Source organism: Desulfovermiculus halophilus DSM 18834 (assembly GCF_000620765.1).
Lineage (GTDB): Bacteria > Desulfobacterota > Desulfovibrionia > Desulfovibrionales > Desulfothermaceae > Desulfovermiculus > Desulfovermiculus halophilus.
In genome coordinates, this window is record NZ_JIAK01000041.1 from 1 (window position 1) to 15,660 (window position 15,660).

The 15,660-nt window shown below is 55.6% G+C and carries 14 protein-coding genes and 1 tRNA gene; all 15 read left to right on the plus strand.

Annotated elements, in window-relative coordinates:
* A partial coding sequence (locus N902_RS19450; RefSeq protein ID WP_153304230.1) for an EF-Tu C-terminal domain-related protein occupies positions 1–95 on the plus strand: 95 nt, incomplete at its 5' end.
* A 2-nt stretch (positions 96–97) separates the two neighbouring features.
* Positions 98–247: a 50S ribosomal protein L33 gene (gene rpmG, locus N902_RS19455; RefSeq protein ID WP_084288407.1), complete on the plus strand. Its 150-nt coding sequence runs from the start codon at positions 98–100 to the stop codon at positions 245–247.
* 46 nt (positions 248–293) lie between these two features.
* A tRNA-Trp gene (locus tag N902_RS0113575) sits at positions 294–370 on the plus strand.
* Between the two features lie 9 nt (positions 371–379).
* A complete protein-coding gene (gene secE / locus N902_RS0113580) occupies positions 380–628 on the plus strand; it encodes a preprotein translocase subunit SecE (RefSeq protein ID WP_027371352.1) in 249 nt (82 codons plus the stop codon).
* Between the two features lie 9 nt (positions 629–637).
* Positions 638–1,186: a transcription termination/antitermination protein NusG gene (nusG, locus tag N902_RS0113585; RefSeq protein ID WP_027371353.1), complete on the plus strand. Its 549-nt coding sequence runs from the start codon at positions 638–640 to the stop codon at positions 1,184–1,186.
* Positions 1,187–1,414: 228 nt separating this feature from the next.
* Positions 1,415–1,840, plus strand: a complete 426-nt coding sequence (gene rplK / locus N902_RS0113590) for a 50S ribosomal protein L11 (protein WP_027371354.1) — start codon at positions 1,415–1,417, stop codon at positions 1,838–1,840.
* A gap of 13 nt (positions 1,841–1,853) precedes the next feature.
* Positions 1,854–2,558, plus strand: a complete 705-nt coding sequence (gene rplA / locus N902_RS0113595) for a 50S ribosomal protein L1 (protein ID WP_027371355.1) — start codon at positions 1,854–1,856, stop codon at positions 2,556–2,558.
* 102 nt (positions 2,559–2,660) lie between these two features.
* Positions 2,661–3,188, plus strand: a complete 528-nt coding sequence (gene rplJ / locus N902_RS0113600) for a 50S ribosomal protein L10 (RefSeq protein WP_027371356.1) — start codon at positions 2,661–2,663, stop codon at positions 3,186–3,188.
* Between the two features lie 35 nt (positions 3,189–3,223).
* Complete coding sequence (rplL, locus tag N902_RS0113605; RefSeq protein WP_027371357.1) at positions 3,224–3,619, plus strand: 50S ribosomal protein L7/L12; 396 nt, start codon at positions 3,224–3,226, stop codon at positions 3,617–3,619.
* A gap of 445 nt (positions 3,620–4,064) precedes the next feature.
* The gene (gene rpoB, locus N902_RS0113615) at positions 4,065–8,156 is read left to right on the plus strand and encodes a DNA-directed RNA polymerase subunit beta (RefSeq protein ID WP_027371358.1); all 4,092 of its coding nucleotides are present in this window, start codon (positions 4,065–4,067) and stop codon (positions 8,154–8,156) included.
* A gap of 70 nt (positions 8,157–8,226) precedes the next feature.
* Complete coding sequence (rpoC, locus tag N902_RS0113620) at positions 8,227–12,390, plus strand: DNA-directed RNA polymerase subunit beta' (protein WP_027371359.1); 4,164 nt, start codon at positions 8,227–8,229, stop codon at positions 12,388–12,390.
* Positions 12,391–12,535: 145 nt separating this feature from the next.
* Positions 12,536–12,907: a 30S ribosomal protein S12 gene (rpsL, locus tag N902_RS0113625; protein WP_027371360.1), complete on the plus strand. Its 372-nt coding sequence runs from the start codon at positions 12,536–12,538 to the stop codon at positions 12,905–12,907.
* 23 nt (positions 12,908–12,930) lie between these two features.
* A complete protein-coding gene (gene rpsG, locus N902_RS0113630) occupies positions 12,931–13,401 on the plus strand; it encodes a 30S ribosomal protein S7 (protein WP_027371361.1) in 471 nt (156 codons plus the stop codon).
* Between the two features lie 93 nt (positions 13,402–13,494).
* Positions 13,495–15,567, plus strand: a complete 2,073-nt coding sequence (gene fusA / locus N902_RS0113635; RefSeq protein ID WP_027371362.1) for an elongation factor G — start codon at positions 13,495–13,497, stop codon at positions 15,565–15,567.
* A 2-nt stretch (positions 15,568–15,569) separates the two neighbouring features.
* Positions 15,570–15,660 (plus strand): GTP-binding protein (locus N902_RS19460; RefSeq protein WP_208596334.1); only part of this gene is annotated, 91 nt, incomplete at its 3' end.

Consider the following 15,660-nt stretch of genomic DNA (forward strand, 5'->3'; position numbering starts at 1 on the left):
TCGTACCGATAGCGATGGAGCACGGTCTGCGCTTCGCCATCCGCGAAGGCGGGCGAACCGTTGGAGCCGGTGTGGTCTCTGAGATAGTGGAGTAGCTATGCGTGTTAAGATTCAGCTTCGGTGCTCAGAGTGCCAGCGGAAAAACTATTCGACGTTTAAGAATAAAAAGAATACTCCGTCGAAGGTTGAATTGAAAAAGTATTGCCCTTTTTGTGGACGGCATCTGCCGCACAAAGAGGGAAAATAATGGCCGAGCGGCTGGACTCCGGCCGCTTAGCCACAAGCATTGGTGCAGGCCAGTAGCTCGAATTGGTAGAGCATCGGACTCCAAATCCGGAGGCTGGGGGTTCGAATCCCTCCTGGCCTGCCAAAGATTCTTATGGCCAAAAATAAAGCCAAAAAAAGACAGCCGGACGTTGAGGCCAAGTCAGGACTCAAGGACAAGGTGGACAGATTTCGCGAGTTCTTCGAACAGTCGAAGATGGAGATGAAAAAGGTCACCTATCCGAGCCAAAAACAGACGCTTGCTACGTGCGGATCCGTTTTGTTTCTGGTGTGCTTGATTGCAGCGTTTCTGGGCATTGTGGATATTGCCTTGTCCAAAATAATTGAAGTGATTCTGCCGTAGGCCATGGACATGAACACGAACGGGGAAAAGACACGCTGGTACATCGTTCAGACCTTGTCCGGGTATGAGCAAAGGGTGGAAAAGACACTTCAGGAGCTTATCCGCAAGAATAAAGTGCACGGGCTTATCGAAGAAGCGATCGTTCCTACGGAAAAAGTTGTTGAAATGGTCAAAGGCCAGAAGAAAACAACGACCCGCAAGTTCTATCCCGGCTATGTCCTGGTCAAGATGAAACTGACGGACCAGTCCTGGCATTTGATCCAAAGTGTTCCGCGGGTGTCAGGCTTTATTGGAGATAAGGAAAAGCCCATTCCGTTGAGCGATGCAGAAGCCAGTCGCCTTCTGGAGACCATAGAGTCTCGAAAGGATCAGGCCAGGCCGAAGTTCAGCTTTAACCCCGGGGATAAGGTTCAGGTCATCGATGGACCGTTCGCAAATTTTGATGCCTACGTGGAAGAAGTGAATTTCGACAAGGGAAAGCTGAAGGTTTCTGTGTCTATATTTGGCCGAAATACGCCGGTTGAACTCGATTTTGTTCAAGTTACCAAGAGCCAGTAGATACGACCGGGAACGAGCCAATGGTTTGGAGTGATCCGGCTTCAGGCCCTTGGCTCGTATCATTTGTACTTCCGGCCTAGTGGCTCGGAACTGAATATACCTCAGCAGGGCCCGTGGGAAATGGCACAATAAGAAACCGGTTTTTGCCCTTGTGAGTGCATCTGCTCCGATCTGTAGGGATGGACACTCCAAGTAGGAAGTCACAGTAAGGGGAGAGAGGACGAGCTCATGGCCAAGAAAATACTGGCAAAGATAAAACTCCAGATACCAGCCGGATCAGCCAACCCATCGCCGCCTGTCGGGCCGGCCCTGGGGCAGCACGGCGTAAATATTATGGAGTTCTGCAAGGCATTTAACGCGAAGACTCAGGACCAGAAAGGGATGATAATCCCTGTTGTGATCACGGTCTTCGGGGACCGTTCCTTCAGCTTTATCACCAAGACGCCTCCGGCAGCTGTGCTTTTGAAAAAGGCTGCAAAAGTGGACAAAGGCTCCAGCGAACCACATGCGGATAAGGTTGGTACCGTGAGCATGGAGAGTGTCCAGGAAATAGCCCAACTCAAGATGCCGGATTTGAATGCAACAGATTTGGATTCAGCTGTGCAAACCATTCTCGGCACTGCCCGGAGCATGGGATTAGACGTAGCAAAATAGCTGGAGATATACGATGCCAAAACATGGGAAAAAATATAACACGTCCCAAAAGCTCATCGACAGGCAGAGCCGGTATCCCATGGAAGAAGGGATAGATCTGGCTTTGCAATCGGCGTATGCCAAATTTGACGAGAGCGTCGACGTTGCCGTTTGTCTTGGCGTGAATCCCAAGCATTCGGACCAAATGGTCCGAGGTGGCGTAAGCCTGCCTCATGGCCTGGGGAAGCAAATCCGGGTCATCGCCTTCTGCAAGGGTGAGAAAGAAGAGGAGGCCCGGGAAGCCGGTGCAGATGCCGTTGGTGGTGAGGATCTGGTTAAGAAGATCCAGGAAGGCTGGCTGGAATTCGACAAGGCCGTCGCCACTCCGGATATGATGTCTGTGGTGGGCAAGATCGGGCGAATCCTGGGCCCACGGGGGATGATGCCCAATGCAAAGACCGGGACGGTGACATTCGATCTCGGGAAGGCGATCTCGGAATTAAAGGCTGGAAAAGTTGAGTTTAAGGTGGACAAAGCAGGGGTGGTCCATGCCCCATTAGGGAAAGTTTCCTTTGGTCCGGAAAAGATACAGGACAATTTACGTATTCTCCTGGACTCTTTGCATAAGGCCAAGCCGAGCTCGGCAAAGGGGACCTACTTTCGAGCCCTGGCCCTGTCCACGACAATGGGGCCTGGAGTGAAGATTGATCCCAACTCCATACGCAAGTTTCTTGAGTGATTATCCTCAACCGGGATTAGGAGTCAAAGACAGCAGGTGGCGTAGCCTTAATTTCCTGCCGAGACCGGCTTTGGCTCTGTTCCTTAGTCAGTGGAGGTAAGAGTGAACAGGACGGAAAAGAAACAGGTCATAGATCAGCTGAATGAGCGGGTCAATCAGGCCAGCATCGCCTTGGTCACCGACTTTCGGGGGCTGAAAGTCGAGGAGATGGAGACCCTGCGGACACGGTTGCGCCAAGAGGGGGTTCACTACCAGGTAGTGAAGAACACCCTGGCCCGGCTGGCCCTGGAAGAGACACCCCATGCAGTGATCAAGGACGAGTTCAAGGATTGCTGTGCCCTGGCCCTGGGCTACGATGATCCTGTGGTAGCGGCTAAAGTGCTTTCCAAGTTCGCAAAGGAAAATAAGAAGTTTTCCTTGCGCTTTGCCAGCTATGCCGGAAAGACCTTGACCGCCGAGGACATAGAAGAGCTGTCCAAGCTGCCCGGGCGGGAAGAGCTGTTGGCCAAGATGCTGGGCACAATGAATGCGGTGCCCGGAAACTTCGTTGGTCTGTTCGGCAACCTGCTGCGCAATATGCTCTATGCCCTGAACGGAATTAAGGAACAAAAGGAACAAGATCAGGCCTAACAGCCAAAGCCATGCAAGGAATCAAGGAGGATTCGATGTCTGAAGTAACCAAGGAACAAGTTGTCGATTTTATTTCCAATATGACCGTGCTTGAGCTTTCTGAGTTTATCAAGGAACTGGAAGAGAAGTTCGGTGTGTCCGCTGCAGCACCGGTAGCCGCAGTTGCCGGTGCCCCTGGTGCGGCAGCCGAGGGCGGCGCTGCTGAGGAAGAAGAGGAAAAGACGGAATTTGAAGTCGTCCTGACCGAGGTTGGCAGCAATAAGATAGGGGTGATCAAGGCCCTGCGGGCTATTACCGGGCTGGGCTTGAAGGAAGCCAAGGCCAAGGTGGATGAGCTGCCGTCCACAGTCAAAGAGGCGGCTGCAAAGGACGATGCAAACGATATCAAGAAGCAGCTGGAAGAAGCTGGGGCTAAAGTCGAACTCAAATAGTTACCTGCGCATCAAGCGGATTTTCTTCATGATGTTCGGCAAAGAACACGCCTTCTTGAAGAAGGCGTGTTCTTTGTTCTTGTCGATGTTTTTCTTGCGAGCCCTCCTGTTACGCTGCACAAGTCCGGCGAATGTAGCGGTGCGAAATACTGTATATCCTTAATTGCCACAACATTCTTATTGCTAGTGCGTAACACGCACGCATTTATGCTGCTAGTCCGGCTCAGCCAGGTGATAGTGGCAGATGATGCATGATGCCCGTACAGGTTCAGCAGATGATTGGATCAGTTGGCCTGTGCGGTATGCTGAGATGCAGAGCGCAACGTATAATGGGTTTTCCTTTTTGTAACGACAAAGACTGTTTCTTAGTCTATCTTCTTGGTCCCACTATACAAAATTTACGCAGACTTCGTCAATCGTAAAAATGAGCCAACAAGGGGACGAAATGACTCAATTGGTAAAAAGATTTGGCCGAATAGGCCGGGTTTTGGACATACCGCACCTTATGCGTCTGCAGGTGGAGTCCTTTGATGATTTTCTGCAATCCGACGTGCCTCCGGCCAGCCGAGAAGATACAGGGCTGGAAGGGGCGTTTCGCTCTGTCTTTCCCATCGAAGACTTTTATCAGACTGCGACCCTTGAATATGTCAGCTACGAGGTGGGAGAGCCGAAATACGATAAGGAAGAATGTCTGGCCAAAGGGCTGAGTTACGAGGTTCCCATCCGGCTCAAAGTGCGGCTCATTGTCTATGATGTCGATGAAGAGACAGACACTCGAAGCATTCGGGATATCAAGGAACAGGACATATACTTTGGAAACATTCCCTTGATGACTGAAAAAGCGACCTTCATCATCAACGGGACTGAACGGGTTATCGTCAATCAGTTGCAGCGCTCTCCAGGAATTCTATTTGACCATGATTCCGGCAAGACCCATGTGAGCCGCAAGGTTCTCTACAGCTGCCGGGTTATCCCCATGCGCGGCTCGTGGCTTGATTTTGACTTTGACCATAAGGACATTCTCTATGTCCGCATTGACCGGCGGCGAAAGATGCCGGTGACCATCCTGCTTAAGGCAATGGGGCTGACCAAAGAGGAGATCCTTCATTACTTCTATCATACTGAAACCTACGATCTGGAAGGGGACAAGGTTTATCGCAGGCTGGATCCCAATCTCCTGCGCAGGGAAAGTGCATTCACAGATATTTATAACGCAGAGGGCAAGCATTTAGTTGCTGCGGGCAAGGAAATTACCCGGGGCACCTGGAAACGAATTCTAAAGAGCAACATTTCCAGGCTGGAAGTAGATCCGCATACCCTGCTGTCGGAATACCTGGCCCAGGACGTGGTTGATCCGGATACCGGCGAACTGCTTGCTGAGACCGGGGACCCGGTAACTCCTGAGCTGGTCGATCTTCTGGCTAAATATGAGCATCAGAGCATAGATGTCTTGCATACCCAGGGGCTGGAGGTGTCCACCTGCATCCGGGACACGCTTGAGCTGGACAAGACCACAGACACCCAGTCGGCTCAGATCGAGATTTACCGCCGCCTGCGTCCGAGCTCTCCTCCAACCCCGGAGGTCGCGGAATCCTTTTTTGAAAACATCTTTCGGAATCCGGATTACTATGACCTTTCCCCGGTAGGCCGGTACAAGCTCAACCATCGCCTGGGCTTGGAGAAGCCCCTGGATGAGCGAGTGCTGAGCAACGAAGATATCCTGCTGGCCATTAAGCAGCTGGTCTATCTCAAAGAATCCCACGGACCTGCGGATGATATCGACCATTTGGGGAACCGCAGGGTACGACCGGTGGGAGAGCTGGTGGAGAACCAGTACAGAATCGGGCTGGTGCGCATGGAGCGGGCGATCAAAGAGCGGATGACCCAGCAGGAAGTGGCCACCCTGATGCCCCATGACCTGATCAATCCCAAGCCGGTCACTGCCGTGGTCAAGGAGTTTTTTGGCACCTCGCAGCTGTCCCAGTTCATGGATCAGACCAATCCCCTGTCCGAGGTGACCCATAAGCGCAGGCTCTCCGCCCTCGGACCAGGCGGGCTGACCAGGGAGCGGGCCGGTTTTGAGGTCCGGGACGTCCATCCCAGCCACTACGGTCGGATCTGTCCGATTGAGACCCCGGAAGGACCAAATATCGGGCTGATTGTCTCCTTGACCACCTATGCCCAGGTGAACAAATTCGGGTTTATCGAAACTCCGTACCGGGTAGCCAAGGAGGGCCGGGTGCTGGACGAGATCGTCTACAAGGACGCCTCCGGGGAAGGCTCGGAGATCATAGCCCAGGCCAACGCCCAGCTGGATGAGCACAACGGGTTTGCCAGTGATCAGGTCGCAGCCCGGGAAGGAGGGGAGTTCGCCCTGGTGCCCAAGGAACGCATATCCCTCATGGATATTGCGCCCAGTCAGATCGTTTCTGTTTCAGCGGCCCTGATCCCCTTCCTGGAACATGACGACGCCAACCGGGCCCTGATGGGGTCCAACATGCAGCGCCAGGCCGTACCGCTGCTCCAGAGCGATCCCCCCTTGGTGGGGACTGGTATGGAGGCAAAGGTGGCCCAGGACTCCGGAAACTGCATTCTGGCCGAGGCAGACGGGGTCGTGAATTACGTGGACGCCAAGCATATTGTTGTGGCCTACAGTGGCGGCGTTGCTCCTAAGTCCGGGAACGTCCAGGTCTATGAACTCCAGAAGTATCATAAATCGAACCAAAACAGTTGCTTCGGACAGACCCCCCGGGTGAGCATGGGGCAAAGGGTTTCCACCGGGGACATCCTGGCAGATGGCCCGTGCACTAAAGACGGGGAGCTGGCCCTGGGCAAGAATCTGATTGTGGCCTTTATGCCCTGGTGCGGCTATAACTTTGAGGATGCGATTCTGATATCCGAGCGCTGCGTGAAGGAGGACGTGTTCACCTCGGTGCACATTGAGGAGTTTGAGGTCCTGGCCCGGGACACAAAGCTCGGACCGGAGGAAATCACCCGGGACATCCCCAATGTAAGCGAGGAGATGCTCCGCAATCTGGATGAAAGCGGTATTGTCCGGATTGGAGCCAAGATCAAGCAGGACGATATCCTGGTGGGCAAGATCACCCCCAAGGGCGAGACCCAGCTGACCCCGGAAGAGCGCCTTTTGCGGGCCATATTCGGGGACAAGGCCCGGGACGTCAAAAACACCTCTTTGAAGGTCCCGCCGGGGATCGACGGGACCGTTCTGGATGTCCGGGTGTTTAATCGCCGGTCCGCAGAGAAGGATGATCGTACCAAGGAGATTGAAGATCACGACCTGCATACCCTGGACCGCAAGGAGCAGATGCATGTCAACGGCTTGACCGAGTCGATACGCGAGCGGATCTGGGATGTGGTGGAGGGCAAGAGTCTGGCCAAGTCCATAATGGGTTCGGACAAGGGAGACGTGCTGGCCGAAGCAAACAAACCCCTGCGGTATGAGCAGTTTGTCACGCTTCCGGTGAAAAAGATGCGCCAGGCGTTCGTGAACAAGGACGTGAATGAGGCGGTAGAAGAGCTTCTGGGCAGCTATGAGAGCGAGCTGCAGTTCATCAAGGACACCTACGAACGGAAGCGGGAAAAGCTGACCGAAGGCGATGACATGCCCCCGGGCGTGATCAAGATGGTCAAGGTCTATGTGGCCATCAAGCGCAAGCTCAATGTCGGAGACAAAATGGCCGGAAGGCACGGAAACAAGGGGGTTGTATCCTGCATCCTGCCGGAGGAGGACATGCCCTTTTTTGAAAACGGCACTCCGGTGGACATTGTGCTCAATCCCTTGGGTGTGCCGTCCCGGATGAACATTGGACAGATCATGGAGACCCATCTGGGGTGGGCGGCCAAGGAGCTGGGCCGGCAGCTTGCGGACATGGCCTCGGCCCAAGTCCCGACGGAGAAATTGCGGGACGAGGTCAAAGAGGTCTTTCAGACCAAAGAGATAGCCTCCATGGTCGATGAGATGAGCGACCAGGAGCTCACTGAAGCGGTCCGGGGCCTGCGCAAGGGGATATACACCCGAACCCCGGTGTTTGACGGAGCCCACGAAGAAGAGATCTGGGCCATGCTGGACAAGGCCGGATTGCCCACGAGCGGCAAGGCAACCCTCTTTGACGGGAGGACCGGAGAAAAGTTCCATAATCCGGTGACCGTGGGATATATGTATATGCTCAAGCTGCATCATCTGGTAGATGAGAAGATCCATGCCCGTTCCACCGGCCCCTATTCCCTGGTCACCCAGCAGCCATTGGGCGGCAAGGCCCAATTCGGCGGTCAGCGGCTGGGAGAGATGGAGGTCTGGGCCCTGGAGGCTTACGGCGCCGCGTATCTCCTGCAGGAGTTCTTGACGGTCAAGTCTGATGACGTACATGGCCGAGTCAAGATGTACGAGAACATCGTCAAGGGAGAGAACTACTTGACGACAGCAATGCCGGAGTCCTTCAATGTCCTGGTCAAGGAGCTCATGGCTCTGGGATTGGATGTGACCCTGATCAGCGAAGACAAGAAAAAGAAAAAATAACGGATGCTTGTTCCGGCCCTGCTGACTGCGGGCTCAATTATATTATGTAAGTCAAGGGGTGATGGTACACATGACACTCGACGACCTGTTTACCATGCACGGTTCGGGGGATAGTCAGATCAAAAGTCAAAACCTGAAGGGGATTCAGGTTTCCATGGCCTCGCCGGAGACCATTCGCGAATGGTCTTTCGGGGAAGTCAAAAAACCGGAGACAATTAATTACCGAACGTTCAAGCCGGAACGGGACGGACTGTTCTGCGCCAAGATCTTCGGTCCGGTCAAAGACTATGAGTGCAACTGCGGCAAGTACAAGCGGATGAAGCACAGGGGCATCGTCTGTGAAAAATGCGGGGTGGAGGTTATTGCCTCCAAGGTGCGCAGAGATCGGATGGCCCATATCGAGCTTGCCGCCCCGGTCGCCCATATCTGGTTCTTAAAGAGTATGCCCTCCAAGATCGCCAGTCTGCTGGATATGACTATGGCGGATGTGGAAAAGGTGCTCTATTTCGACTCCTACATTGTCCTGGACCCCAAACAAACCACGCTGAAGAAATACCAGCTCTTGAATGAAGACCAGCATGTGCAGCTGGTCGAGGCCTACGGAGAGCAGGCCTTCCGGGTGGGAATGGGCGCTGAAGCCATCAAGGAGCTTTTGGAGGGTTTGGATCTGGACCAGCTGCGGACTGATCTGAAGAACGAGTCCATGGCCACCCGGTCCCAGGCCAAGAAGAAAAAGCTTTCCAAGCGACTGAAGATTGTGGAGGCCTTTTTGGAGTCCGGGAACCGCCCGGAATGGATGATCCTGGAAGTCATCCCGGTCATCCCTCCCGAACTTCGGCCGCTGGTTCCTCTTGATGGGGGAAGGTTTGCCACCTCGGACCTCAATGACCTCTACCGCCGGGTGATCAACCGGAACAACCGGCTCAAGAGGCTCCTGGAGCTCGGTGCTCCGGACATCATAATCCGCAATGAAAAGCGCATGCTTCAGGAGGCGGTGGACGCCCTGCTGGACAACGGCCGGCGGGGAAAGGCCATATCCGGGACGAACGGGCGGCCACTGAAGTCCTTAAGCGATATGATCAAGGGCAAACAGGGACGGTTTCGGCAGAACCTCCTGGGCAAACGGGTGGACTACTCCGGCCGGTCGGTGATTGTTGTCGGTCCCAAGCTCAAGCTGCACCAGTGCGGGCTGCCCAAAAAGATGGCCCTGGAGCTGTTCAAGCCGTTCATCTATTCCAAGCTGGAGGAACAGGGCTACGCCAGCACGATCAAGGGCGCCAAACGGATGGTGGAGCGGGAAGACGTTGTGGTCTGGGACATGCTGGAGGAGGTGGTCCAAGAGTATCCCATCCTCCTGAACCGGGCCCCGACTCTGCACCGCCTGGGGATTCAGGCCTTTGAGCCCATACTGGTCGAGGGCAAGGCCATTCAGCTCCACCCCCTGGTCTGCGCTCCGTATAACGCCGACTTCGACGGGGACCAGATGGCCGTGCACGTGCCTCTGTCCGTGGAGGCCCGGATCGAATGCCGGGTGCTTATGATGTCCACGAACAACATCCTGTCACCGGCCAACGGTGATCCGGTGATTCTACCTTCCCAGGATATCGTTCTCGGACTGTACTACTTGACCCTGACCAGGTCCTTTGAACCTGGCGAAGGCAAGGCGTTCGCCTCCCCGGACGAGGTCATATCCGCTTATGACGCCGGGGTGGTAACCCTGCACGCCAGGATCAAGGTCCGGATGGACGGTCGCTTGGTGGATACCTCGGCCGGCAGGATCATCATCGGTCAGATTCTGCCCGAGGGGGTCCCCTTTGAACTGGTGAATACGGTCTTGAACAAGAAGGCCATCGGGCGTCTGGTGGCCCAAGCCTATCAATTTGCCGGGACCAAGGCCACGGTCATCTTAAGCGACAGGCTCAAGGACTTGGGATTTGAGTACTCGACCCAGGCCGGGCTGACCATTTCCGTACAGGACCTGCAGGTCCCGGAGGAGAAGAAAAGGCTCTTGAGCGAGGCCCAGGCTGAGGCGGAGGCGATACATACCCAGCACCAGGAAGGGATCATCACCCGGACTGAGCGGTACAACAAGGTGGTCGACGTATGGACCAAGACCACCAATGATGTGGCCAAGGCCATGATGCAGGAAATTTCCCAGGATACGGTGGTCAACTCCGAAACCGGGGAGTCGGTGCGGGAAGAGAGCTTTAACCCCATCTTCATGATGAGCACCTCCGGATCCCGGGGAAATGCGGACCAGATGCGCCAGCTGGCCGGAATGCGCGGGCTGATGGCCAAGCCCTCTGGAGAGATCATCGAAACCCCGATTACCTCCTCGTTTCGGGAAGGGCTCAGTGTTCTGGAGTACTTTACCTCCACCCACGGGGCACGGAAGGGATTGGCAGATACGGCCTTAAAGACGGCGAACTCCGGATACTTGACCCGCCGCCTGGTGGACGTGGTTCAGGATGTCATTGTCACCGAGCTGGACTGCGGCACAGTGGACGGGATTGAGATCACCAGGCCAAATGTCCCGGGAGAGCAGCAGGAAACCCTGACCGAAAGGATATTGGGCCGGCTGGCCATGTTCGATGTCTATCACCCGGAGAGTGAAGAGCTCCTGGTGGCGGCCAATACCTTGATCGACGAACAGACAGCCCGGCGGATTGAGGATGCCGGGGTGCATTCGGTGGTCATTCGTTCGGTGCTCACCTGCCAGAGCAGGCATGGGGTCTGCGCGTACTGCTACGGCCGGGACCTGGCCCGGGGACACCTGATCAATGTCGGGGAGTCCGTGGGGATCATCGCCGCCCAATCCATCGGGGAGCCCGGAACCCAGCTGACCATGCGGACCTTCCATATCGGGGGAACGGCATCCAAGGAGATCGAACAGTCCTCCATCGTGGCCGGATATCCGGGCCAGATCACCCTCAGCGGGGTGCGCACGGTGAAGAACAAGGATGATCAGCTCATGGTCATGGGCCGCAACGGACAGATCGGCATTGTGGACAACCAGGGCAGGGAGCGGGAACGATATACCCTGCCGGCCGGAGCCAGGCTCTATGTCCAGGCCGGGGACACGGTGGAGAAAAACACGGTCCTTGCCGAATGGGACCCCTTTCAGGAGCCGTTCGTGACCAATGTCTCCGGTGTGGTTCGCTTTGCGGATATCGTCGAAGGCAAGACCTATCAGGAAAAGGTGGATGAAACCACGAACCGGGCCACCAAAACCATCATCGAATACAGATCGACCAACTATCGTCCCAGTCTGTCCCTGTGCGATGAACAGGGCAACGTACTCACCCATCCCGGGACCGCCACAGAAGCCATCTACCACCTTCCGGTGGGGGCCATTCTCATGGTCAAGGACGGAGATGTGGTTCACGCCGGGGATGTTCTGGCCCGGAAGCCGCGGGAAAGCGCCAAGATCAAGGATATTGTCGGCGGTCTGCCCCGGGTGGCGGAGCTCTTTGAGGTCCGGAAGCCCAAGGATCTGGCCGTGATTTCCGAGATCGAGGGGACAGTGAGCTTCGGTCCGGACGTGAAAGGCAAGCGGAAAGTCATCGTCAGCCCGGAAGCTGGTGACCCCAAAGAGTACCTGGTGCCCAAGGGCAAGCACATCACGGTTCAGGAAGGGGATTTTGTGGAGGCCGGTGAGTTCTTGACCGAAGGTTCGCCTGAGCTCCACGATCTGCTCAAGATCAAGGGAGAGAAGTACCTGGCCAAGTATCTGGTGGATGAAGTTCAGGATGTGTACCGGTTCCAGGGCGTGCACATCAATGACAAGCACATCGAGATCATAGTCCGTCAGATGCTGAAAAAGGTCAGCGTGACGGACCCCGGTGACACCGGTTTTCTCCTGGGCGAGCAGGTGGACAAACTGGCTTTTATGGAAGGCAATACCAAGGCCGTCCGCCAGGGATTGAAGCCGGCCACGGCCCAGCCGCTGGTCCTGGGTATTACCCAGGCCTCATTGAGCACTGACTCCTTCATATCCGCCGCATCCTTCCAGGAAACCACCAAGGTGCTTACGGATGCGGCCATGCAGTCCAAGACTGACTTTCTGCAGGGCCTGAAGGAGAACGTGATCGTCGGACGAGTGATTCCTGCTGGGACTGGGTTTCGGCCGTACATGAATCTGGATATTCAGGTTCCGGAGCAGCCGGAAAAGCCGGAGAGCTTCCTGGATGAGCTGAATTACGACCATCTGGAACCGGAGCAAAGCAAGGAATAAGGGTAACCTGTCGAAACCCCAGCTCATTTTTGGGGCACACAGGTCCGGAACAATGAGCTGGGCAATTTGCATGCCGAAGATTGACAGGGATCTGGGGATATAGTAGAAGTTTCAGCTTTTCGAGAATAGTCATTATGGAGGACCAATGCCGACCATCAACCAGCTTATAAATAAGCAGCGCAAAAAAGTGGTGGCCACCAAGAAGCGGGCGGCTTTGCAGGAATGCCCCCAGAGACGCGGGGTGTGTGTGCGGGTGTACACGACCACTCCGAAGAAACCGAACTCGGCCTTGCGCAAGGTGGCCAGAGTGCGGTTGACGAACAGCATTGAGGTCACTTCCTACATCCCAGGGGAGGGGCACAATCTTCAGGAGCACTCCGTCGTGTTGGTCCGCGGAGGGCGTGTTAAGGACCTGCCCGGGGTGCGGTATACTGTGATCCGCGGTTCACTGGATACCGCCGGCGTGCAGGATCGTCGGCAAAGCCGTTCAAAATACGGGGCCAAGCGGCCTAAATAGCGCATACGCAGGAGAGATGGACAATGCCCAGAAAAGGACCTGTGCCCAAGAGGCAAGTGCTGCCCGATCCACGCTTCCAGAGCAAGCTTGTGGCCAAATTTACGAATCGGGTTATGCGGGACGGAAAGAAGAGTCTGGCAGAACGCGTTGTGTATCAAGCCATTGACGAACTTGGGAACCAGACCAGCGAAGATGGGTTGAAGGCGTTTGAGCAGGCGGTGAACAATGTCAAGCCGCATTTAGAGGTCAAGTCCCGCCGGGTCGGCGGCGCAACCTATCAGGTGCCCGTGGAGGTCAAGCCGGAACGGCAGGAAGTTCTGGCCACCAGGTGGCTGATCCAGGCCTCCAGGGGCCGCGGTGAGAAGGGGATTGTGCGCAGAATGACCGCTGAGCTCATAGATGCCTATAATAACCGCGGCGGGGCGATCAAAAAGCGGGAAGACACGCACCGGATGGCTGAAGCCAACAAGGCCTTTGCCCATTACAGGTGGTAGGCCGCCGACCAGGACCACACCCCGGGCGGCCCGGATTGACATCAACTGAATGCAGGGATGTTCTGCACCCAACTATTTGGATAAGGATACGAAGTGGCTCGAGCAATTCCTTTGAACAAGCAGCGCAATATCGGCTTCATGGCCCATATTGATGCCGGAAAGACCACCACCACGGAACGGATACTCTTTTATACCGGTGTATCGCATAAGATAGGCGAGGTCCACGACGGACAGGCCATTATGGACTTCATGTCCCAGGAGCAGGAGCGGGGGATAACCATTACCTCAGCCGCGACGACCTGCTTTTGGAAGGATTACCGGATCAATATCATCGATACTCCCGGGCACGTGGACTTTACTGTCGAGGTCGAGCGTGCGCTCCGGGTCTTGGACGGGGCTGTAGCAGTTTTTTGCGCCGTGGGCGGCGTAGAACCCCAGTCGGAAACGGTCTGGCGCCAGGCGGACAGGTACCACGTCCCCCGGATGGCCTTTGTGAACAAGATGGACCGGACTGGGGCCGATTTTTTTCGGGTGGTGGACATGATCCGGGATCGGCTCAAGGCCAAGCCGGTGCCCCTGCAGATACCCATCGGCGGGGAAGCCGACTTCAAGGGAGTTGTCGATCTCATCCAGGGCAAGGCCCTGTATTTCGACGAACAGAGCCTGGGCAAGAAGACCTTGTCCGCAAATATACCTGACGAGCTGCAGGAGGCGACGAACTCGTGGCGGACCCACCTCATCGAGTCCATCGCCGAGGAAGATGAAGAGCTCCTGGAAAAGTTCATTGCCGGGGAAGAGATCACCCCGGAGGAAATAAAAAAGGGACTGCGCACAGCAGTGTGCAACATGAGCATTTGCCCTGTCATGTGCGGGTCTGCTTTCAAGAATAAAGGTGTTCAGCCTTTGCTGGACGCAATCATCGAGTTTATCCCTTCGCCGCAGGATCTGCCGCCCATCGAGGGCAAGACCCCGGAGGGAGAAGATATAGCCTGCGAATGCCGAGACGATGCTCCCTTGAGCTCATTGGCCTTCAAGTTGATGACCGATCCCTATGTCGGGCACTTGACGTTTTTGCGCATTTATTCCGGTCACATAGAGAGCGGAATGACTGTGCTTAATGCAGCCACGGGAAGGAAGGAGCGCATCGGGCGGCTTTTGAAGATGCATTCCAACAAGCGGGAAGAGATCAAGGAAGCCTGGTCCGGGGATATCGTGGCCGCAGTCGGTCTGAAGCAGGTTGGAACCGGAGACTCGCTGTGCGATCCCAAGCGCCCGGTGATCCTGGAGACCATGGAGTTCCCGGAGCCGGTCATTGACGTGGCCATTGAACCGAAGACCAAACAGGACAGGGACGCATTGTCCCAGGCCCTGCAGAAGCTGTCCAAGGAGGATCCCTCTTTTCGGGTCCGCACTGATGACGAGACCGGCCAGACCATCATTTCCGGGATGGGCGAGCTGCATATAGAGATCATTGTGGACCGCTTGGTCCGCGAGTTCAAAGTTGATGCAAATATCGGACAGCCTCAGGTCGCGTACAGGGAGACCATCACCAAGTCCACCAGGGTGGACAAGAAGTTCGTTAAGCAGACCGGGGGCCGCGGCCAGTACGGACACTGTATTATAGAGGTCTCGCCCGGGGAGGAAGGAACTGGATACGTTTTTACCAACTCCATTGTGGGTGGCGTGATCCCCAAGGAGTATATCCCGGCTATTGACCGCGGAATCAAGGATGCATTAAAGAACGGGATCATCTCCGGCCATCCAGTGATCGACGTGCAGGTCAACCTTGTAGACGGATCGCAGCACGAAGTGGATTCCTCAGAGCAGGCTTTTTATATTGCCGGGTCCATGGCCATTAAAGAGGCCTGCATGCAGGCCGGTCCGATCATTCTGGAGCCGGTGATGAGTGTGGAGATCGTCACCCCGGATGAATACACAGGCGACGTGATGGGAGATCTCAACGGCCGCCGGGGCAGGGTGCAGAAGATGGAGCCCAGGATGGGGGCCCAAATCATCCGGGCCAGCGTTCCCCTTAAGGAGATGTTCGGGTACTCCACTGATCTGCGGTCATATACCCAGGGGAGGGCCACATTCAGTATGCAGTTTGATCAGTATGAACGCGTTCCAGCGAGCCTGGCGGATAAAATTCAGAAAAGCAGGGGGTAGGTATGGCCAAAGAGAAGTATGCCCGGAGTAAGCCGCACGTGAACATAGGGACCGTGGGCCATATAGACCACGGCAAGACGACGCTTACGGCAG

Excerpts from the sequence above, each read along its gene's own strand:
- rpmG (WP_084288407.1), top strand. The coding sequence starts at position 98 with ATGCGTGTTAAGATTCAGCTTCGGTGCTCAGAGTGCCAGCGGAAAAAC.
- secE (WP_027371352.1), top strand. The coding sequence starts at position 380 with ATGGCCAAAAATAAAGCCAAAAAAAGACAGCCGGACGTTGAGGCCAAG.
- nusG (WP_027371353.1), top strand. The coding sequence starts at position 638 with ATGAACACGAACGGGGAAAAGACACGCTGGTACATCGTTCAGACCTTG.
- rplK (WP_027371354.1), top strand. The coding sequence starts at position 1,415 with ATGGCCAAGAAAATACTGGCAAAGATAAAACTCCAGATACCAGCCGGA.
- rplA (WP_027371355.1), top strand. The coding sequence starts at position 1,854 with ATGCCAAAACATGGGAAAAAATATAACACGTCCCAAAAGCTCATCGAC.
- rplL (WP_027371357.1), top strand. The coding sequence starts at position 3,224 with ATGTCTGAAGTAACCAAGGAACAAGTTGTCGATTTTATTTCCAATATG.
- rpoB (WP_027371358.1), top strand. The coding sequence starts at position 4,065 with ATGACTCAATTGGTAAAAAGATTTGGCCGAATAGGCCGGGTTTTGGAC.
- rpoC (WP_027371359.1), top strand. The coding sequence starts at position 8,227 with ATGACACTCGACGACCTGTTTACCATGCACGGTTCGGGGGATAGTCAG.
- rpsL (WP_027371360.1), top strand. The coding sequence starts at position 12,536 with ATGCCGACCATCAACCAGCTTATAAATAAGCAGCGCAAAAAAGTGGTG.
- rpsG (WP_027371361.1), top strand. The coding sequence starts at position 12,931 with ATGCCCAGAAAAGGACCTGTGCCCAAGAGGCAAGTGCTGCCCGATCCA.